This window comes from Thalassotalea litorea (assembly GCF_005843925.1).
Taxonomy (GTDB): Bacteria; Pseudomonadota; Gammaproteobacteria; order Enterobacterales; family Alteromonadaceae; genus Thalassotalea_A; species Thalassotalea_A litorea_A.
Map to the genome: position 1 here is coordinate 98,955 of NZ_VCBC01000002.1, position 21,389 is coordinate 120,343.

The following is a 21,389-nucleotide window of genomic DNA, read 5'->3' on the forward strand; positions in this document are numbered from 1 at the left end:
GTGTAAAATTAAAAGTTAAAACAGATAATCATAGATTTTATCGATGTTATCGCATTATGACAAAACATTGAATACAAAAAAGGAGGCTAAGCCTCCTTTTTCACTATCTTATTGCAAGCAAATATTACTGCAAGACGACATCGGTATCGGTGACTGGAATGACCGTGGCGCCAGTTAAGAAATACGTAACCGCCTGGTTCTGCATTTCCTGCGTTGCACGGGCACTGAATTCAACACTAGGCGAACCAGTGGTTGGTGCCGGGCTCAATAAAGAACCATGATGACCATAAACAAATTTCACCGCACCTGAAATAGGCATACCATCGGAAGAAACCGCAGTCTGGCGAATCACTGGCAAACCGATAGTTTCAATTAGCGGTGAAGAACCGGCGATTGGATGGCTAGAAACCGTATTCGGAATCACCTGATCCGGTAGATTATCCATGCCATTACCCACCACTTCAATCAAATGGATTGGTGATTTATTCGCTTGTGCCATTTTTGCATAATTTAACGGGTCACCCGCATCAAGAATCGATTGTGCAGCAAAAGCAAACATAGAGAATGTTGAATTCACAGCGCCAAGCTGTGCCGGCGTTAATGCATCAACAAACGGCTGCCAAATACCCGCAAGTTGCACAGGATCTGCCGCTGCATCACCTAAAGTAGCATCCGCAAATCCTTTAAACTCAGGTGAAGCGCTATATGCCAGGCTTGCTTTAATAATGTCTTCGAACGCTGCTGACTCAAGCAGGAAGTTAGGAATACCGCCGCCAGGTGTAGACAGCGTACTCGCTTTAACGGCAAACATAGAGTTCAATACCGCGTCCTGCTCGGCACTACCGGTATTGAATGAGGTATTGGTGGTCGCCATAAAGTTTAAACCAACGATACCACCCAAAGATGCACCGATAAAATGCGTTTGTGATGGGTCTATGTTAACACCTTGAGCAAAGTTGAGACCAAGGCGAAGTGCCATCAAATCCGTGGTGCTTTGACGCAAGTTATCGCGGGCATTTAACAGGTTTGCAATATTCATATAATGAAATGGGTTGCTGGAAGCGTCAATTTCATTGTTGCCATCACCGGTCAAGTCAACACCACGACTGGCGTGTAATGGATGATCGATGGCGACGGTTGCGTAACCTGCTGCCGATAAAATACCAGAAAGTGCCAACATTTGACCTTTGTTACCGGTAATACCATGCTGAAGAATCACAACAGGCCAGCCATTCGCAGGTTCAACCAGATCCGGTTCCATCCCAAAGGCAGGTCGAACCATATTCGCTTGCGCCACATCAGGGATTGTCATTTGAACTTCAACATTCTGTAGTTCAGCAAGCTTAGGTATTGGGTTGAATTTGGTAATGTTACGCTCAGGATCCAAGCCGAACTCAGGTAAATCACGCAAACCAAACTGCATACAGGCGCCATCGGTTGCAGAAACTGGCTCAGCCGGCAACATTGATGGATCAACTGCGGCTAACACTGCGCCGGAATCACACATTGCTTTCCAAGGCTGTGTCGTAGATTCAAGCCCTGTACCTAAATAATAAGGTAAAGTCACCTGCCCCATATGAAGCTTGGCGGATGCAAATAACTGACCTAATTGCGTAGCAGGTGCAAAACCAAGCGCCTGTGCCGCCGTTAATCCTGTGTTTTGGACACCGACAACAGGTGTTGGGAATAATTGTGTCGCTGGGTTTAAAGACGCAGCTAGCAATTCTTTGGTAACCATGACCGAGTCTTCAATTGACTGAGTCGTAAATGCTGCGGTGTAAATAATGCTATCGCGCTGAATGCCATAGCCTTCAGCGATGCTTTCAAAGCTATTCGTCTGCGCTTGCAGCGCAAATAATGTAGCATCGGGAAGCGGCGTAGAAATATCAGTACGGATCAACTCATACGTTGAAGAAGGAGCAATTGACAGACCTTCGGTATCCATTAAACGATCGGTTAACGCTAATACGTAGGTTGTCTTCGCTTTAAGTGGCTTTAACGGCACGATGGCTAAATCGTTACCTGCAGCTTGTACAATAAAGTCTTCACCCAGTACTAATTTTGCCCGCGGTGCACACGCAAGGCCACGGGTAGAGTCTGGACATTCAGCATCGCCACCTGCGGCGACTTCAATTAGGCTTACCGCATCGGTGCTGTATATCGCAACTGGATCAAGGCCAACGCCTTCGGCAAAATTAAATGATTGAATAAATGGTTGGTTTGTTGACCAGCCATCAAGGGCGTTTGCCGCCACTAAGGGATCAGACAAATTCGTCGGATCTGCCACTGGCAAATTCAACGTGCCGTCCATAGTTCCGGAAAACAGAATATTGTTGGGGAAAGAAAGTACCCCGTTAGAAGGATCGAAGGCTACCGTCGAAGTCGGTTTAAGTGCTTCACCTGAATTCTCATTGATAACATTATCAATCGATTCAGAATCACATCCACTAAGGCCTAAGGCGCTAGTAACCGCCAGACATAGTAAGAGCTTTTTCATGTATTCTCCCCAAAAGCCAGTAAAGTCTTTATTTCTCTTGTTATTCTACAAAGTCACTTTACAGTTGATTGTTATTGTAAAAATGCCTGTGCATTCATTTGTGTTATTAAAACATACAGACATAACTAGTTAGACCAGTTAGTTTTTTCTAACTTAGCTCAAGATGGCAGTCTAATCTAGCGTTTTTTTCAGAAAATAAAGCAAAACCGGCTTTTCTTATATAAATTATTAATAAATTCTCGAAAGCCAAACTTAGCCTAGGTAGAATACCTCTATCAGTTTCCTTTATCTATATTCTTATGTTTGATTATCAGCCAAGTGCACAATGTTTAACCAACAAAACCCTATTAGTGACTGGTGCCGGAGATGGCATTGGTAAACAAGCTGCAATTCATTACGCAAAATATGGTGCGACGGTCATTTTATTAGGCCGCACTGTTGCAAAGCTCGAACAGGTTTACGATGAGATCATTGCCAGTGGTTACCCTGAACCCGCGATTGTACCATTGGATATGAAAGGTGCGACGCCGCAAAATTATCAGGACATGACCAATACCATCCTTGATCAGTTTGGTAAATTGGATGGTGCGTTATTAAATGCTTCGATGCTCGGCGAACTGACCCCGTTTGCGAATATCGCCAAACAGATTTGGGACGACGTGATGCAAGTAAACCTCAATGCCCAGTTCTATTTAGCTCAGGCATTAATCCCGGCATTGGCAAAAGCAGATTCAGCCTCTTTGGTATTCACCACATCCGGAGTGGGCAATAAAGGACGCGCCTATTGGGGACCGTACAGTATCTCTAAGTTTGCCACAGAAGGTATGATGCAGGTGATTGCCGACGAATATGAAGACAGTGCGATTCGCACCAATGCTATCAATCCTGGGGCGACAGATACTAAGATGCGTCAAACCGCGTTTCCAGCAGAAGACAAAAGAAAAATAGCCAGCGCTGAAGATATTATGCCAGCCTATATTTATCTGATGAGTGACGACAGTAAAGAGATAAATGGTCAACGTATCAATGCACAACAAGCACAAGGTTAATTAAACGGTGATGCCATTTCACTTATTCGAAATGGCGTCTTGCACTCAAGTCAGACTAACTTGACTGCGCCCACTTACCTTTAGTCATACGCGGTTGCCCACCGTAATCACAAATAGTTTCAATCTCTTCAAAACCATAGTCTGCATAGATTTTCTGAACCTGAGTGTGTTGCTCAAAGCCATGTTCAATATACAAGGTGGCCCCCGGCATTAAATACTGACGGCTGAGGGAAATAATGTGGCGGATATCTTTAAAGCCGTGATCTTCGGCAACCAATGCCGAATTTGGTTCAAAGCGCACATCGCCTTGCGACAAATGCGGATCATCGACATCGATATAAGGGGGATTAGAGACTATCACGTCAAATTTGAGTTGCTCGGAAACGTTCGAAAACCAATTACTCTGATAAATTTTTACCCGTTGCAAATGCAAATGTTCGGCATTACTTCGTGCCAGGGCTACAGCATCGTGGCTGTAATCCACCGCCTCCACCTGCCACTGGGCTTTTTCGTGGGCGATAGCCAACGCGATCGCTCCGGTCCCCGTTCCCAAATCCAATAATCTGACATTGTCGTTTTGGGAATAATCTTGCAAAACCGTTTCGACCAGAACTTCGGTATCTGGGCGGGGAATGAGCGTACAAGGAGAGACTTTGAACGGCAACGACCAAAATTCCTGTTCGCCGAGTAAAAATGCAATCGGTTCACCTTGCTCTCGGCGACTTAACAGGTGCAAAAACTCATCATATTGCGTTTGAGTGAGACATTTTTCAGGCCAGGCATGTAAGTAGCTGGTGTCCACATTGAGTACGTGCGCTAACATTAATTGGCAATCAAGTTTGGGGCTATCGACCACCCGATTATCGAGCAGTTGCTGCTGACCTTGCGTTAAAGCCTTAGCGATAGACATATCGCTAAGGTCTGATTCAGCAGCTTTGTTTTTCGGCGTGTTCACAGGAATATCGGCAATTAGTTCTGTTCCGCCAACGCCGCTAGCATGTCCGCCTGATTTTCTTGCATAATCGGTTCGAGAACCAGATGCAAATTACCTTCAATCACTTCATTAAGACGATATAAAGTTAAATTAATGCGGTGATCTGTCATACGACCTTGCGGATAGTTGTAAGTACGAATACGCTCGGAGCGATCACCACTGGCAACCAAGTTACGGCGTGATGATTCTTCAGCGCTGCGGCGCTTTTCATCTTCCGCTTGTTGCATTCTGGCTTGCAATACTGACATCGCCTGAGCACGATTCTTATGCTGAGAGCGCTGATCCTGACACTCAACCACAATACCTGTGGGTATGTGGGTAATACGGATCGCAGAATCCGTTTTGTTAACGTGCTGACCACCGGCACCGGATGCCCTGAAAGTATCGACTTTTAGATCGGCTTTATTAATTTCAATCGCTTCCGCCTCTGGAATTTCCGGCATCACGACAACCGTGCAGGCGGAGGTATGCACCCTACCCTGAGATTCCGTTTCCGGAACACGTTGAACCCGGTGTCCACCACTTTCAAACTTCATTTGGCCATAGACACTATCGCCATTGAATTTAACAATAACTTCTTTAAAACCGCCGTGCTCACCTTCATTCATGTTAAGCACTTCCGTTGACCAACCCTGCTTTTCCGCATAGCGGGTATACATACGGTACAGGTCCCCGGCAAAAATTGCCGCTTCATCGCCGCCGGCACCTGCGCGGATTTCGACGAAACAGTTGTTGTCATCGTTTGGATCTTTTGGCAACAATAGAATTTGTAATTGCTCGGTCAATGTTTCAATCGACTCTTTCGCCGCTTTAAATTCTTCCTGCGCCATTTCACGCATATCAGGATCATCGTCTTTAAGCATTTCCTGAGACATCTCAAAGTTGTCTTGCGCCTGCTTAAAGTCATTAAATACTTTCGTCACTTCTTCAAGCTGAGAAAATTCTTTTGAAAGCCCACGGAACTTTTCCTGATCGGAAATTACATCCGGATCCGATAATAACGCCTGAACTTCTTCAAAACGTTCAACCAGAATTTCCAGTTTTTGATAGACAGATTGTTTCATTTAATTTGAATTCGCAATATTGTTATTTAAGAGTCTTTTTTATCTAAATCAAAGACATCGTGAAGATAAATAATTTTATCCAGTTCACCACCCTGGGCGGCATTTTGAATCGCCCGCGTTGGCGCGTGCATTAGATTATTGGTTAATTTGGTGGCAAGTTCAGCGACAACTTGCTCGGGATCTTTGTTGTTTGCCAATTGCAGCTTGGCTTTTTCCAGCAAGGCATCTCGTCGACCCAGACATTGTTCTCGGTAGGCAATTACCGCGTCTTGGGTGTTTAGGCCCCGTAACCAGGCCATAAAATCATCACTCTGGCCACCCACGATCGTTTCCGCTTGTTCAGCGGCCACCCGACGGTTTTCTAGGTTTTGAGCAACAATACCTTGTAAATCATCCACTGTGTATAAAAATACATCTTCCAGCTCGGCCACTTGTTCCTCAATATCTCTGGGAACGGCAATATCCACCATAAATATCGGTCGATGGCGGCGACGGGTTAACGCTTTTTCGACCATGCCTTTACCGATAATCGGTAAAGTTGACCCGGTTGACGATATCACAATATCGGCATCGCCAATATGCTCAGGAATTTGCGCCAGGGTAATCACATCGGCGCCAACACTGTTGGCCATATGTTCAGCTCTGGCCACGGTGCGGTTTGCGACAGTAATTTTGCCCACCTGGTTATCATATAAATGACGAGCAACCAATTCGATTGTTTCGCCGGCACCAATTAATAATACTTTTGTCTGTTTTAATTGACCAAAAATATGCTTGGCTAAATTTACTGCGGCAAACGCGACAGATACAGCACTAGCACCGATTTCTGTTTCCGTTCTTACCTGTTTGGCGACACCAAACGTGCGTTGAAACAGACGGTCCATAATAATTTTCATAGAACCGGCGGCTTTGGCCTGGCTGTAGGCTTGTTTCATTTGTCCGAGAATTTGCGGCTCACCTAATATGAGAGAGTCCAGACCACAGGCCACTCGCATCATATGATTTACGGCTTGCTGATCATGATGCCAATAAAGCGTTGGAGAAATAACACTCGCTGGAACCTGGTGATATTGCTCTAACCAACCAGTAACTTGCTGTTTTACGTCAGACACCGACTGGTCTTGTACAAAATACAGTTCGGTACGGTTGCAAGTCGATAAAATCGCCGCTTCTTTGCAGGATAATTCGCCAACCATTTCCTGCAGCGCATGGGTTAGGTTGTCAGGACTGAATGCTATTTTTTCACGAACAGACACAGGGGCTGTTTTGTGATTAATTCCAACGGCAAAAATGGGCATAGATTCGAGCTTTAGTCCGGTTAACGAGTAAAAGGTGTATCTTGTTGTCTTTATCGATTCTGCACGTAGAATTTTGAGTAACGATAAACGTAACAACAAACAATGTTGCTAATTTTACGAAATTAAACCGATGATTGAAAGTACCCTGATAAATGTGGTGCAATATAGATAGACAAATTCGCCATTCACTTTCGGTATTTTAGTTAATTTATGACTCTTCCTTTTGCATGCAGTAATAACAGCAGATCTTTTTCAAGATTGAAACAGTGGCGAATAATTGCGCAAGCCGCAGTCATTTCAACCATCTTAAGCGCCTGTTCGCTATTTAGCCAACCTCCGGAGCCGCAAAGTGTCGCCGCGCAAAAGTTGCGTCAGCAGCAAATGGCGGAAATCAGCGAATGGCTGGTGAAAGGTAAAATGGCATTTATGCAAGGTTCTGAACGCAAGAGCGCAAATTTATACTGGCGTCACAACCAAGATGAATTGAAGTTAAATTTAACCACGTTTCTCGGGGTTAATGTATTATCACTATCCTCCATTGATTCCGGTTATGAATTGCGAGTCGATGGTAAACGTTATACCGGCCCCCAATTGCAACCGTTATTGGCTGGCGTTTCTGGTATTGAATTACCCGTTGATGATCTGACCTATTGGATCAAAGGCGCAAAAGCAAAATCTCAGGATGCATTATTTTTCAATTCAGAAAATGGCTTACCCGCTCGAATTCAGGCGCTTCGCGGTAACCGTATGTGGCAGGTTGATTATCAGGAATTTACCAAAGTCGATGAACATTACATGCCCAGCAAGCTTACCCTAAAGCATGGTCAATTGACCATAAAACTGGCGATTACCGACTGGCAACTGGACGATTAATTTCTGACCTCAAATACTATGAAGACAACATACGCTTTTTCATCCCCTGCAAAGATTAATCGATTTTTGCACATTACTAATCGCCGCGAAGATGGCTATCACGAGCTGGAAACCGTTTTTCAGTTTTTGGATTTTAGCGATAACCTCACCTTCACCCCGCGCGATGATGACCAGATTACATTAACGCCCAATATCCCCGGTGTGCCATTGGTAGATAATCTTATTTATCGAGCAGCGCAGTCATTAAAAAATCGCGCACCAAGCACAATCATCCAACCTCTGGGCGTTGATATTAGTCTGGACAAAAAACTGCCCATGGGCGGCGGCTTAGGTGGGGGTTCATCGAATGCGGCAACAACATTACTGGCATTGAATCGCATTTGGAACTTAGGTTTCGAGTTAGAAACACTGGCAAATATTGGCTTGGCTCTGGGGGCGGACGTGCCTATTTTTGTTCACGGTCACAGTGCATTTGCACAAGGCGTTGGTGAAATTATTACCCCGGTTGATATCGACTGTCCGGTATTTTTGATTACCGTCCCTTCCTGCCATATATCAACCGCGAGCATATTCCAACATCCGAATTTACCGAGATGCACGGCAAAATTGACAAAGCAGCAAAGAATGAAAATGGATTTACGCACCTGTCACAACGACTGTGAAAATTTGGTCGCTAACCTGTATCCTGAGGTTGCCAAGTTAATGGCTTGGTTGTTAGAATACGCTCCGTCTCGATTGACCGGCACAGGTGGTTGTATTTTTTCCAGTTTTGACTCTGTGGAAGAAGCCCGTAAGGTACAATCGAAACTGCCTCCAAATGTGCGTTCATTTATCGCCAGGGGGTTGAATTCATCACCGGTTCTGGCCGAGCTTGAACAGGTGAGTTAACAATGTTTGGGGTATAGCCAAGCGGTAAGGCAGCGGGTTTTGATCCCGTCATTCCAAGGTTCAAATCCTTGTACCCCAGCCAATTTGCCAATTACCGAAAATAGCTGGCAAATGACAACACCAGGCAATATTTGTAAGAAAATAGTCTGAGTGTAATACCACATTAAAACTTGTTTTAATGTACTAACATTAATGATGTCTAAGTTTCTGAGGAACAGACAGTGCCTGACATGAAGATTTTTGCGGGTAATGCCACCCCTGAACTGGCTAAGAAAATTGCAGACCGTCTATATATTGGACTTGGTGATGCAAAAGTTGGCAGTTTCAGTGATGGTGAAATCAGCGTTGAAATTACCGAAAACGTCCGTGGCGCGGATGTATTTATTATCCAATCTACTTGTGCACCAACCAACAACAACTTAATGGAATTGATCGTCATGGTCGATGCCTTACGTCGTGCTTCTGCCGGTCGTATTACTGCGGTCATGCCTTATTTCGGTTATGCTCGCCAAGACAGACGAGTGCGAAGTGCCCGTGTTCCAATTACCGCAAAAGTTGTCGCGGATTTCCTTTCCAGCGTTGGTGTTGACCGAGTACTGACTGTTGACCTGCATGCGGAACAAATTCAGGGCTTCTTTGACGTTCCGGTAGACAACGTTTTCGGCTCCCCTATTCTGTTAGAAGACATGTTAAATAAAGATCTGGAAAACCCAGTTGTGGTTTCTCCGGATATCGGTGGTGTGGTTCGTGCTCGTGCTGTAGCCAAATTACTGGATGACACCGATTTAGCCATTATCGATAAACGTCGTCCTAAGGCGAATGTTTCTCAGGTAATGCACATTATTGGTGATGTCGATGGTCGTGATTGTATTATCGTCGATGATATGATTGATACCGGTGGTACGCTTTGTAAAGCGGCTGCGGCTTTAAAAGAGCATGGCGCTCGTCGCGTATATGCCTATGCAACGCACCCAATCCTATCCGGCAACGCTGCCGAGAATATCGCCAACTCAGAAATCGATGAGATGATTGTCACCGATTCGATTCCATTAAAACCGGAAATTCAAAAACTGGCTAAGGTTCGTCAATTAAGCCTTGCCGGCATGCTCTCTGAAGCGATTCGCAGGGTCAGCAATGAAGAGTCTATCTCGGCGATGTTTAAAGCTTAACCTTAAGTTTTGAGTTGTTGAAACGGAAAATTTCACCAAAAGCACGCAGTAAGCGTGCTTTTTTATTTTAAGGGTGTGAAAATTCTCAACAAAGTGTTATCATGCCGCGCCTTTTTAGTAATAGGATCCTTCCTTTGCTGAAAACCCCCTTCTTCGGAAGGATTAGAGATTATTTTTTGGTCGCGAAGAATAATTAAGTTTTACTTTAAATTGAGTACATTACTATGGATTTATTCACATTAGATGCTGAAGTTCGTACAGACATGGGGAAAGGTGCGAGCCGCCGCCTACGTCATGCGAACAAAGTTCCAGCTATCGTATACGGTGCAGGCAAAGAGCCAGTATCGATCACTCTTGCGCACAACAAAGTTTTCCGTGCACAGGAAGAAGAAGCGTTTTACTCTCACGTATTAACGTTAAACGTAGGTAAAGAAGCTGTTGAAGTTGTAATCAAAGATATGCAACGTCACCCGTTCAAGCCGCAAATCATGCACATGGACTTCTTGCGTGTAGACGCTAAGAAAGAGCTGCACACTAACGTTCCTCTACACTTCATCAACGAAGACGTAGTTGCGAAAACTGGTGCTGTTATCGCTCACTCTGCGAACGAAATCGAAGTTGCGTGTTTACCTGCAAACCTTCCTGAGTTCATTGAAGTTGACGTGAAAGACTTGGAAGTTGGTCAAACTATCCACTTATCAGATATCGCTCTTCCTAAAGGCGTAACTTCTGTTGAGTTGGCTAAAGGTGAAGATCACGACCAAGCTGTTGTTACTGCTAGCGCACCTAAAGTCAGCAGCGATGACGACGATGCAGCTGAAGAAGCAAGCAGCGAAGAAACCACTGAAGAATAATCGCTGAGGAATCTCCTTGACGACTAATATTCAATTGGTTGTGGGCCTGGGTAATCCAGGCCCCGAATATTCCAAGACTCGCCATAATGCAGGTGTCTGGTTCGTTGAAGAACTCGCCCGCATGCATAATATTACCCTGTCTCCGAACACTAAGTACTTTGGCCTTTACGGCAAAGGTATGATTGCCAATCAATTGGTACACCTGTTAATTCCAACCACCTTTATGAATCGCAGTGGTCAATCTGTGGCGGCGCTGGCAAATTTTTTCAAAATTCCAGTGGCGGACATTCTGGTTGCACACGATGAGCTGGATCTCGATCCTGGTGTGGTTAAAATTAAACAAGGTGGCGGACATGGCGGCCATAATGGTCTGCGCGATATTATTGCCCGTATGGCGAACAATAAAGATTTTTATCGGTTGCGGATTGGCATTGGCCATCCGGGACACAGAGACCGGGTGACAGGTTTCGTATTGGGCAAGGCACCTCAAGCCGAACAAGGTTTACTCGACCAGGCGGTGGATGAAGCCAGTCGTTGTTTTTCAATCTGGCTCGAGCAAGATTTGAAAAAAGCCCAAAACCGACTTCACACGTTCAAAGCAACAAACTGATTATCTACAGGAACTTATCATGGGATTTAAATGCGGTATTGTTGGATTGCCAAATGTTGGTAAATCTACCCTGTTTAACGCACTGACCAAAGCGGGCATCGAAGCCGCAAACTTTCCGTTCTGTACCATAGAACCCAATACTGGTGTGGTGCCAGTTCCAGATCCACGTTTGGATAAATTGGCGGAAATTGTCAATCCAGAGCGCGTCATCGCCACGACCATGGAGTTCGTTGATATTGCTGGCCTGGTGGCTGGAGCCTCAAAAGGTGAAGGTCTGGGTAATAAATTTTTAGCCAATATCCGGGAAACGGATGCGATTGGCCATGTTGTCCGTTGTTTTGAAAACGACAATATTGTTCACGTTGCTGGTAAAGTCAATCCAGAAGAAGATATTGATGTTATCAATACAGAACTGGCGCTTTCCGATATGGAAACAGCAGAGCGAGCGATTCAACGTCAGGCTAAACGTGCCAAAGGCGGTGATAAAGACGCTAAATTCGAAGTGCCAGTGCTAGAAAAAATCCTGGCGCACGTAGAACAGGGCGAAATGATCCGCTCCTTAGAGTTAACCAAGGAAGAAAAAGCGGCGGTAAGCTACCTAAACTTCCTGACAGCAAAACCGACGATGTACATCGCGAACGTGAATGACGACGGTTTTGAAGACAATCCATATCTTGATCAGGTTCGTGCTATTGCCGAAAAAGAAGATGCCGTCGTGGTGCCAGTATGTGCCGAAATCGAAGGCGAACTAGCGGAAATGGATGAAGAAGATCGCGTTGAGTTTATGGCTGAAATGGGGTTAACCGAACCGGGACTCAACCGGGTGATTAATTCAGGTTACGGGTTATTGCATTTGCAAACTTACTTTACCGCCGGCGTTAAAGAAGTACGCGCCTGGACCGTAAAAGTGAACGCAACCGCGCCGCAAGCCGCTGGCGTGATCCATACCGACTTTGAAAAAGGATTTATCCGCGCTGAAGTCGTCGGTTACGATGACTTTGTCAGTTGTAATGGTGAATCTGGCGCGAAAGAAGCCGGTAAGTGGCGCTTAGAAGGTAAAGATTACCGCGTCAAAGACGGTGATGTGGTTCACTTCCGTTTCAACGTCTAATCAGTGAAATAAAACATCCACTGTTAATGAAACAACCGGCTCAATGCCGGTTGTTTTGTTTTCAACGGTTTTTAATTCGTCGTTTGAGATAATGCTATCCTGCCAACCTTAGTCATTAAGTTCTTCTTTCAACTTTCAACCCACATCCTCTGACATCTCCCCTTCAACCATCATTTTCTCCGTTTTGTTCAGCCCAGTTTATTTTGATTTACTTTCGTTAAAAGGTGGAAAAATCTTTCCATTGGATTATTTTTAATAAGCAAAGTAATAAAAAAAAGCGTTGGTATTTTATTGTTACCTTATCTATTCCCCCATAAATCAGATGCTGGATTTATGCATGACAAAAACGCGATGTTGCAACCGGAAGCCGCAACTGAGCCGTAACTTTCAGGTGTGATATGAAAACCTTAACATCGACATTCGCCCTACTCGCATTGTCATCCTCTTTGCAGGTCTTTGCTAACGAAGGCGATGCCCCAACGGTATTACTCTGGGGCGATACTCATCTGCATACCAATTTATCCCCAGATGCCTACGTTAACAAGAACACCAATGTCGATCCTGATACCGCTTACCGATTTGCCAAAGGCTTACCGGTAATGTCTGATGACACTAGAGCGAAAGTGAGGTTGCATACTCCCTTGGATTTTCTGGCGGTAACCGATCACGCCGAATACGCCGGTGTACCCAAAATGCTTTGGGATGGGGATGAAGAATTATCAAAAACGAAAACCGGCGCACGTTATATCGAGATGATCAAAAATGGCAAAGGCACCGACGTATTCTTTGAATTAATTGCCGACGTTAATGCCGCTAAACCTAATATGGAATTACATAGTCAACGGGTACGGGATACGGTCTGGAAAGAAATTTACGAGGCGGCAGAAAAACATAACGAACCGGGCAAATTTACCGCCTTGATCGGTTGGGAGTGGAGTTCATTGCCTAACGGCTCCAATTTACACCGAGTCGTGTTTATGCCGGAAGATGCGTCTGTGGCGGAAAAATTTACCCCCTACAGCGCGTTTGAAAGTGACCGCCCGGAAGATTTGTGGAATTGGCTGGAAAAAACGGCGGACGAAACCGGGGCAAATTTTGTTGCGATTCCACATGGTTCCAATATATCCAATGATCTGATGTTCCAAAACGTCGACAGTGATGGGAATGCCATCACCAAAGAATACGCGAAAACCCGTATTCGCTGGGAACCCGTTATCGAAATCACCCAAATTAAAGGGGATTCAGAAACCAAAAGCGAGCTGTCACCGGAAGATGAATTTGCCGATTTCGAAACCTATGAACACTTAATTAAAGTCGGTGGAACAGAGGAAGAAAAAGAAGCGGATCCTGCGGCAAGTTACGTGCGCAGTGCCCTTATGCGAGGATTGGAAATCGAGCAAAAAGTTGGCATCAACCCATATAAGGCGGGTCTTGTCGGTTCAACTGATGCACACACGGGCCTTGCAAGTACCGAAGAGGATAACTTCTGGGGTAAATTTTCTCTTGATTCAAAACCTGAAGGCAAAGATCTCGAAGGGGCGCCAGGCGTAACGGGTTGGGATATGTCCGCATCGGGTTTGGCTGCGGTGTGGGCTAAGGAAAATACCCGTGAAGCCATTGTCGAAGCATTTAAGCGCAAAGAAGTTTATGGTACGTCAGGACCGCGAATCAAGCTTAGAGTTTTTGCCGGCTATGACTTTAAAGATAACGATGCCGAATCTGCGGATTTAGCCAACATTGGCTATGATAAAGGCGTTCCTATGGGTAGCGATTTACCTCCTGCGGGTAAACGCGATAACCCAAAATTGTTGATCCAGGCGGTAAAAGACCCTATTGATGCAAATCTCGACCGAGTACAGGTGGTTAAAGGTTGGGTTGATGATTCCGGTAAAGCTCAAGAGAAAGTTTATAACGTCGCCTGGTCAGGTGAACGCAAACAATCGAGCGATGGCAGCATCGAGGCAGTTGGTAATACCGTTGACATGGATACTGGGTTGTATACCAATGACATAGGTACCGAGCAGTTAACCGTTGTCTGGGAAGATGAGGATTTTGATCCTGATATGCGAGCCTTTTACTATGTCCGGGTTCTGCAGATCCCAACGCCTCGTCATACACTCTTTGATGCATTGGCGTTAGGCATTGAGCACCCTGAAGAATACGATGCGGTGATCCAAGAACGGGCCTACAGCTCACCAATTTGGTATACCCCCAAATAGCGAGCGAGTCGACAATAAAGCCATTGGGGTTTGCTACAAGGGAGCTGTACGAACCCCAAAAGATAGTTACACCAGTGTTGCAAAAGATGCAGTAAACGCGGTTATGTTATGTCAGATTAAGTTAAATCTGGGAGGGGATATTTAGCCATCGTTGCAAGATGCCCTTCCTATATTCATCAATAAAATAACAAGGTATATGATGATTTCTCAAATATTTCGCGAGCCACTGCTGCATTTCCTGCTTTTAGGAGGATTCATTTATTGGGCCTTTGAGGCGTCATCTGACGATAGCACCGACACCATATTGGTAGATAAAAAAAATCTGCTGACCTTTATGCAGTACCGCTATCAGGCTTTTGACCCGCAACAGGCGGACAAGACATTTAACAACCTGCCCCCGGAAAAATTGCAAGCGCTTATCAAGGAATATACCCGAGAAGAAGCATTGTATCGCCAGGCACTGTCTTTAAACCTGGACAAAAATGACTACATCATCAAAAAACGCTTAATCCAGAAAATGGAGTACATCGCTGAAGATTTTAACCTGCCTGACAATGCAGATACCCCGGATAATGAGCAAACCCTGATTGCTTACTTTAACGGACATCAACAAGATTACGTTCAGCCTGACTACATTACCTTTACTCACCAGTTTTTTTCCAATGACAGCAAAACAACATCATTATCTGCACAACAACGAGCTTTACAGGCACTGGATCAATTAAATAATGGCGATAGTGGCTTACAAGCCATCAAACAAGATTTATTTATGTACAATCGACACTATGCAGAGCGCCCACAATCTTTGGTCGCCAGCCATTTTGGTGATCCCTTTGCACAACAGTTATTTACCCAAACCACGGTAAATGAAGCGCTTTGGCAAGGGCCGTTTGAATCTCCTCATGGATGGCACATTGTTAAAGTGTTCAAACGCCAACCTGAAAAATATCCTGAATTTGCGGAAATAAAAGACCAGGTCAAAGAAGACTATTTACGAGAGCAACTACGTCAACAAAAACAACAATCCATAGAAAAAATTGTCGACCAATATCAGACAAAGGTTGAACTGTGAATCATACCTACCACCAATCAAATCTGCGTCGATATATCGCTGCTCAGCTAAAACCGCCATTGCTTTTCCTATTGGCGTTTTGGCTGATAGCGTCCGCACAAGTATTTGCCCATGAATCACGCCCCTTGTATATCAAGATTATTCAGCACGATAAGGCCAGCTACACGCTAAACTGGCGTTCGCCACAAAGCCTGAGCTGGGACAATCAACCGAACATCTTGCCCCCGGAAAATTGCCAATTTAATCAATCAAAGGCAAACATAACCGCTGCGGGTATTTATCAAATGCAATTACGGTGTGATGCGTTCACAGATAGTGATGTGTTTACCATTGACTACCCATTTGCCAACCCATCAATCAGTAGCCTGATTGATATTCAATTGTTAGAGCAGTCAAAACAAACGGTGTTGTTAGGACCAGAACAGAAAACCTGGCGACTAATGTCTTCTAAAGGGTCAGATAAAAGTTGGTTTGCTTATGGCGAATTGGGGGTCAAGCATATTTGGATGGGCATCGATCATCTTTTGTTTGTCGGTTGCTTAATATTTTTTGCCCGCGGCTGGCGCAAATTATTTTGGACGATAACTGGATTTACCCTAGCCCACTCCATCACTCTTGGACTGTCCAGTCTTGATATTATCCGAGTCAATATTATCCCTATCGAAGCGATTATTGCACTGTCGATCATATTTCTTGCGGTGGAATTAACCAAACCCAAAGACACCACCCTAACCTGGCGCTATCCGGCAATCGTGGCGATCAGTTTTGGGCTATTGCATGGGTTTGGCTTTGCGTCGGTGTTGAGCGAAATCGGTTTACCTGAACAAGATAAGATATTGAGTTTGTTGTTTTTCAATCTTGGCATTGAAGTGGGACAATTAGTGTTTATTGCGCTGATATTTGTTATCGCATGGCCCTTTAAAAACATAGCCCGTGCAAAAAAATCGACCGAAGAGGTTGTTGATTTAAGCCGCTATTATCGAATCGCAGCTTATTTTATTGGGCCATTAGCCGCATTTTGGTTCTGGCAGCGGCTCGCACAGTTCTAAAACACTTACTAGGATTGCTATAAGACTATTCTTCAAAAACAATCGGTTGCTTCACCGAAGTTGGCAGCTTGTGTACATAATACTGCTCAATTTCATTACGTTTGAGCTTTAATGTTGGGGTCAGAAGTTCATTCTCTGGTTTCCAGGAATGCAAACAAACCATGATGTAATCCAGCCGTTGATGACTCTCTAACTCCGCATTTACCTGTTCCAGTAACGTTGCTAAAAGTTTGACTTGCTCAGCCTGAGATTGCGGTGCATTTTCACTCAAAACCACTAAGGCGATGGGCTGCTTCATACCTGAACCTATCACACAGGCTTGTTCTAACGCGCTATTACTCAGCAATAATCGTTCGATCGGTACCGGTACCACATATTTGCCTTTCGCAGTTTTAAACTGCTCTTTAATCCGACCAACAATTTTATAATCGCCGTCGCCATTCAGTTCGCCTTTATCTCCGGTATGGAACCAGCCATCGGTAAAGGCTTGCTTGGTCGTTTCGGGGGCAAGGTAATACTCGGTAAATACCGCATCGCCACGGATCATGATCTCCTGTTCAGCGGAAAGCTTCATTTCAACACAGGGCAAAGCTTTGCCTATCGTCCCGATCCGGCTTTCTTCGAATGGCAAATTGCCACAGGATAAACCTGAGGTTTCCGTCATCCCCCAACCTTCACCAATATTCATCCCAAGGCGCTGATACCATTTCAGTAACTCTTCCGATACAGGTGCCGAACCACAGCCAAACACCTGAACGTTGTCCAGGCCGAGTTTCGCACGTATTTTTTTCGCCACAAGATTGCCGATTATCGGCAGTGATAATAATACGTTGAGTTTTTTCTGCGGCATGGCTTTGAGGATTTGCGCCTGGAACTTCACCCACAGTCGAGGCACAGAAAGAAAGAATGTTGGCTGTGCGTGCTGAACATCACTGATAAAGGTGTCCAGACTATCAATAAAGAACACTTCCAGAGGCAGTTCGTAGGCAATTCCTTCAATGAGTCCCCGTTCAGTAATGTGCGCCAACGGCAAATAAGAAACGACCCTTTGTGGCCCGGAGTGAGCGATGCCGATGACATCAACTGCCCCTTTGGCTGCAGACGCAATGTTTTTATAGGTTATAACCACCCCTTTGGGGTTACCTGTGGTGCCTGATGTATAACAAAGCGTCATAGTATCAAGCAAATCAGGTGTCGCGATTTGTTCCATTGGCTGATGATCAGCCAGCATCGACTCCCAGCTTTGGTTATTGCTAGCAGCAAATTCTGCAACATCCGGATACGGCATCGTAATTATTGGCAGTGTGTCGGAAAGGACTTGTTGCAAAGGCAGGTAATCATCCAGACGCCCCACAAACAATGCTTTCATATCACTATGTTCCATCACATAGCTTATGGTTTTTTCACCCGCTGTGGCGTAGATAGGTACTGACACCATTCCAGCCATCATGATCGCCAAATCGGCAATAAACCAATGGGCGCAGTTCTTGGATATGATGCCAACTCTGTCGCCAGAGTTCAGGCCAAGAGCAACCAACCCTTGTGCCATCCGTCTTGCCTGTTGCTCAACATCCGTAAAACTGTACTGCTGCCAACGCCCGGCAACGGGCTGGTTTAGAAACGTTTTATCTGGTTGCTGCTGAGCATGTTGCAAAAAGCGATGCAGGGAAGATTGATAGGCCATTGGCATTCCTTCAGATGAATTTTTATTAAGTATATAAACAACATACTCTTAATGCAGGGTGTTAGACAAGACCGACCATAGGAAAAGGCGCTGGATTGCGAGCCTTAGTTCATTCACAAAAACAGGGTTTTCTAATGGCTTAGATATTACGCAGTCATTTAAGCATGATGTCCAGCAATACACTCAACACGCTAAAAAACGTTTTATTTACACTCGCCTAACCAAGCGTCGAGTTGCAACGAACTTGCCGAATATCAAGCAGTCAGTTCCGTATTCAACAGGACACCGTTAAGGTGTGCTAGCTAGTAAGAATAGTCGATGATAATTACAAAAGTAGGATTAATCCGTTCCGATATTTTAATAACAGCAAACAGGCATTGAATCGCGTAGGAAAAGCATAAAGTTTAGAGACAAACTATTGTATTCCTGCAGTATTCTATTCCTGCAGTATTTTAGTGGGCTTATAAAATATGAAAAGTAACTTTACCAGAACAGCGATGTTCAAAGCGTTGGCGCAGGTTGAAGCTAGGGGCGGCTTTATTGAGTCAATGCGTTTTGTTCGAAATAGTTGGTCTCCCTTTCCTCCTGAAAATGCGATCAAAAAAGGCAGCCGTAGCTGCCTTTTTTCAGAATTTTTTGCTTACAACGCTTTAACGTTATCCGCTTGAGGACCTTTTTGACCTTGAGATACTTCAAACTCAACCTGTTGACCTTCAACAAGAGTTTTACGACCAGTACCTTGGATAGCGCGGAAGTGAACGAAAACGTCCGGACCTTCAGATTGCTCGATAAATCCAAAACCTTTATCGTCGTTAAACCATTTTACTTGACCTGTGCGAACATCAGACATATGTGTATTCCTAAATTTCTAAATTAATGTTACAGGCTCCAATGAAGGAGCTTCCTAGCTTATTGATGTATCTGTTTAATATGTCGAGATGTATGTACTACTTAGAACGATAAAACCGAGATAAAACGTATAGCATTTTCAAGCTTGCCTTTTCAGTATACAGCTTTTAAAAACCTACACAAGGAAATAGCGCATGAAACTTGAGGGAAATTGTTGATTTCATTGACTTGTCATTAAATTGTAACAAACAAATTGTGCTCGATTTCCGTCGATTTTGGACATTTTTTTCCGTTTTATATTGTTAGAAAATGAAGGAAATTCTTTTTCATCAAATAAGCACTCATCATGGCGCCATCATGGTGCCGCCTTTGCCAAAAAAATCCCTGCATAAATTGCACTACACTGGGTTCAAGCAATGTCCGGTATTGATTGTCGGCATAGCTTCATCTTAATCAATAAGGAGATAGGAACAATATGGATATCCAAAAACCGTTACAAACCCTGGCCTGCCTCGCCCGCGGCGTCGACCCCATTTCAAAGCAGGCGTTTGCGAAAGATTCGCCTTACAATCACCCACAAGTTATTCGCGATTTATTTAGCTGTGTCGATTACATTAATGACCGAGCAAAACGAATAAGAATGACTCCGGAGCAAATCAAACAGAAAAATATTGATAAGGGTTTGCCGGTTAATTGCGGTATGCCCTGGACACCGGACCTAAAACACCAACTTGCCGAGCAATTTCGGCAAGGACTTTCCGTGAAAGATTTGGCAACCAAGTTTCAACGGACCAATGCTTCAATCAATGCTGAACTCAAGCGTCAGGGACTAATAACAGAAGGTGCAATGCCTGAATTTTAAACTGATTGGTACGCAGCTACCTGCAAATATCCGGGCAACCGTCATCTGGGTTTTGCCATTGCAACGAAGTCAATACATGCTGCCACTGGTCATCCAATGGTGCCCGGATATTTACCCTTTGCCTGGTTACAGGATGAACAAACTCAAGTTGCCAGGCATGGAGCATCAGACGGCGAAAACCGAAATGTTCACCAAAAAAGGGGTTTTGCTTGTTATCACCATAGTTAATATCGCCCAACATAGGATGCCTTAAATGAGCCATATGACGTCTCAGTTGATGGCGACGTCCGGTTTTCGGCTTTAATTTAACCAAAGAATAGCGAACCGTTGGAAACTTACCCAAAGCAATCGGTAAAGTCGCCTGGGCGAGGGTTTCATAACCACTAACGGCTTGCTGTGCCGGTTTATTTTCACTGACAAATTTATCACCCAATTTGTCCAGTTTCTCTTTTAATGGATAATCAATTATCCCGCCCTCTGGCGTAAATCCCCGACATATGGAGATATAAGTTTTGTGGATGCGATTTTCACTAAATTGTTCACCCATGATCCTGGCGACCTCTTTCGACAAGGCAAAAAGCAACACCCCAGAGGTCGGCCTGTCGAGGCGGTGCAAAGGATACACGTATTGTCCTATCTGATCGCGTACCAGCTGTAATGCGAAGTATTTTTCATGCCGGTCCAGATATGAGCGATGCACGAATAATCCGGCGGGTTTATGTACCGCCACCAGGTGCTCATCCTGATAAAGAATATCTAACACCGGTGCTTGTTCGGTTAATTCGTCTGGAATGTCGAAACCGCAGGTGTCTATTTTGTCATGTGTCATAGGTTAAGACTGGCAATAGTAAGTTTGCTGGCGCTGGCCGGACAGTAATTCATCAATGTCGGCGATAAGGTTTATCAATACAGAGATATCGTCACCATAACGTTTAAACGATTCCTCCGCCATGGGACATAAAGATATTTGATTTGGCAGAGGCTGATTTTCAGCAAGCATCTGTGAAATCTTTGGAATGAATACAAACTGAAGCCACTGCTCAAACGTTAACGTGTCTACACAAAAGGGTTGTGTAGATAACAGCAACTCTGGATTGAGTGCATTTTGTTGCCACAGGGACAGTGCCTGCAATTCATTTTGTAAACGGCTTAATAAATTGGCCAATTGCTGGTTTTTATTCATTACTGTTTCATCACAACTTCATCACAACTTCATCACAACTGCACGAAAGGATCGATTGAGGTTA

General features: G+C 44.6%; 19 protein-coding genes and 1 tRNA gene. 12 read left to right on the plus strand and 8 right to left on the minus strand.

What is annotated here, in order from left to right; all coding sequences use genetic code 11:
- Positions 1-124: 124 nt before the first annotated feature.
- Entirely contained in the window at positions 125-2,497 is a 2,373-nt protein-coding gene (locus FE810_RS00855) for a VolA/Pla-1 family phospholipase (protein WP_138318134.1), read from the minus strand.
- A 299-nt stretch (positions 2,498-2,796) separates the two neighbouring features.
- On the opposite strand from FE810_RS00855, the gene FE810_RS00860 reads away from it, so the two are divergent.
- Positions 2,797-3,546 (plus strand): YciK family oxidoreductase, encoded by a 750-nt coding sequence (locus tag FE810_RS00860; protein ID WP_138318135.1) that lies wholly within the window; start codon positions 2,797-2,799, stop codon positions 3,544-3,546.
- Positions 3,547-3,601: 55 nt separating this feature from the next.
- Here FE810_RS00860 and prmC read toward each other — a convergent pair whose 3' ends face one another.
- Genes prmC through hemA form a run of 3 tightly spaced genes read right to left on the minus strand, consistent with a single transcriptional unit; the run spans position 3,602 to position 6,902 of the window.
- Positions 3,602-4,501 (minus strand): peptide chain release factor N(5)-glutamine methyltransferase, encoded by a 900-nt coding sequence (gene prmC, locus FE810_RS00865; protein ID WP_281278309.1) that lies wholly within the window; start codon positions 4,499-4,501, stop codon positions 3,602-3,604.
- Between the two features lie 14 nt (positions 4,502-4,515).
- Entirely contained in the window at positions 4,516-5,604 is a 1,089-nt protein-coding gene (gene prfA, locus FE810_RS00870) for a peptide chain release factor 1 (protein ID WP_138318136.1), read from the minus strand.
- Between the two features lie 26 nt (positions 5,605-5,630).
- On the minus strand, positions 5,631-6,902 hold the full coding sequence (hemA, locus tag FE810_RS00875; protein WP_138318137.1) for a glutamyl-tRNA reductase: 1,272 nt from the start codon (positions 6,900-6,902) through the stop codon (positions 5,631-5,633).
- Between the two features lie 258 nt (positions 6,903-7,160).
- On the opposite strand from hemA, the gene lolB reads away from it, so the two are divergent.
- The 10 genes from lolB to FE810_RS00925 all read left to right on the plus strand — a co-directional run bounded on the left by lolB (position 7,161) and on the right by FE810_RS00925 (position 16,747).
- Positions 7,161-7,775 carry a lipoprotein insertase outer membrane protein LolB gene (lolB, locus tag FE810_RS00880; RefSeq protein ID WP_171022173.1) on the plus strand — a complete coding sequence of 205 codons (615 nt, stop codon included), beginning with the start codon at positions 7,161-7,163 and terminating at the stop codon, positions 7,773-7,775.
- Between the two features lie 18 nt (positions 7,776-7,793).
- Positions 7,794-8,663: a 4-(cytidine 5'-diphospho)-2-C-methyl-D-erythritol kinase gene (gene ispE, locus FE810_RS00885; RefSeq protein WP_138318139.1), complete on the plus strand. Its 870-nt coding sequence runs from the start codon at positions 7,794-7,796 to the stop codon at positions 8,661-8,663.
- Between the two features lie 7 nt (positions 8,664-8,670).
- Positions 8,671-8,745 (plus strand) — tRNA-Gln (locus tag FE810_RS00890).
- Positions 8,746-8,884: 139 nt separating this feature from the next.
- Entirely contained in the window at positions 8,885-9,832 is a 948-nt protein-coding gene (locus FE810_RS00895; RefSeq protein ID WP_138318140.1) for a ribose-phosphate pyrophosphokinase, read from the plus strand.
- 224 nt (positions 9,833-10,056) lie between these two features.
- Positions 10,057-10,686, plus strand: coding sequence for a 50S ribosomal protein L25/general stress protein Ctc (locus tag FE810_RS00900; RefSeq protein ID WP_370738908.1), 630 nt, complete (start codon positions 10,057-10,059; stop codon positions 10,684-10,686).
- A gap of 16 nt (positions 10,687-10,702) precedes the next feature.
- Entirely contained in the window at positions 10,703-11,296 is a 594-nt protein-coding gene (pth, locus tag FE810_RS00905; protein ID WP_138318142.1) for an aminoacyl-tRNA hydrolase, read from the plus strand.
- A 19-nt stretch (positions 11,297-11,315) separates the two neighbouring features.
- Positions 11,316-12,407 carry a redox-regulated ATPase YchF gene (gene ychF / locus FE810_RS00910; protein WP_138318143.1) on the plus strand — a complete coding sequence of 364 codons (1,092 nt, stop codon included), beginning with the start codon at positions 11,316-11,318 and terminating at the stop codon, positions 12,405-12,407.
- A gap of 398 nt (positions 12,408-12,805) precedes the next feature.
- Entirely contained in the window at positions 12,806-14,626 is a 1,821-nt protein-coding gene (locus tag FE810_RS00915; RefSeq protein ID WP_138318144.1) for a DUF3604 domain-containing protein, read from the plus strand.
- 196 nt (positions 14,627-14,822) lie between these two features.
- Positions 14,823-15,698, plus strand: coding sequence for a peptidylprolyl isomerase (locus FE810_RS00920; RefSeq protein ID WP_138318145.1), 876 nt, complete (start codon positions 14,823-14,825; stop codon positions 15,696-15,698).
- Entirely contained in the window at positions 15,695-16,747 is a 1,053-nt protein-coding gene (locus FE810_RS00925) for a HupE/UreJ family protein (RefSeq protein ID WP_138318146.1), read from the plus strand. The genes FE810_RS00920 and FE810_RS00925 overlap by 4 nt, the downstream gene beginning before the upstream one ends.
- 25 nt (positions 16,748-16,772) lie before the next feature.
- On the opposite strand, the gene FE810_RS00930 is transcribed toward FE810_RS00925, so the two are convergent.
- Both FE810_RS00930 and FE810_RS00935 read right to left on the minus strand, forming a co-directional pair.
- Positions 16,773-18,431 (minus strand): AMP-binding protein, encoded by a 1,659-nt coding sequence (locus tag FE810_RS00930; protein ID WP_138318147.1) that lies wholly within the window; start codon positions 18,429-18,431, stop codon positions 16,773-16,775.
- Between the two features lie 640 nt (positions 18,432-19,071).
- A complete protein-coding gene (locus FE810_RS00935; protein WP_138318148.1) occupies positions 19,072-19,281 on the minus strand; it encodes a cold-shock protein in 210 nt (69 codons plus the stop codon).
- Between the two features lie 474 nt (positions 19,282-19,755).
- On the opposite strand from FE810_RS00935, the gene FE810_RS00940 reads away from it, so the two are divergent.
- Positions 19,756-20,142: a hypothetical protein gene (locus FE810_RS00940; RefSeq protein ID WP_138318149.1), complete on the plus strand. Its 387-nt coding sequence runs from the start codon at positions 19,756-19,758 to the stop codon at positions 20,140-20,142.
- 16 nt (positions 20,143-20,158) lie between these two features.
- Here FE810_RS00940 and truC read toward each other — a convergent pair whose 3' ends face one another.
- Together truC and FE810_RS00950 are read right to left on the minus strand one after the other, a co-directional pair.
- Positions 20,159-20,971, minus strand: a complete 813-nt coding sequence (truC, locus tag FE810_RS00945) for a tRNA pseudouridine(65) synthase TruC (RefSeq protein ID WP_171022175.1) — start codon at positions 20,969-20,971, stop codon at positions 20,159-20,161.
- 3 nt (positions 20,972-20,974) lie between these two features.
- The gene (locus FE810_RS00950; protein ID WP_138318150.1) at positions 20,975-21,325 is read right to left on the minus strand and encodes a YqcC family protein; all 351 of its coding nucleotides are present in this window, start codon (positions 21,323-21,325) and stop codon (positions 20,975-20,977) included.
- Positions 21,326-21,389: the final 64 nt, after the last annotated feature.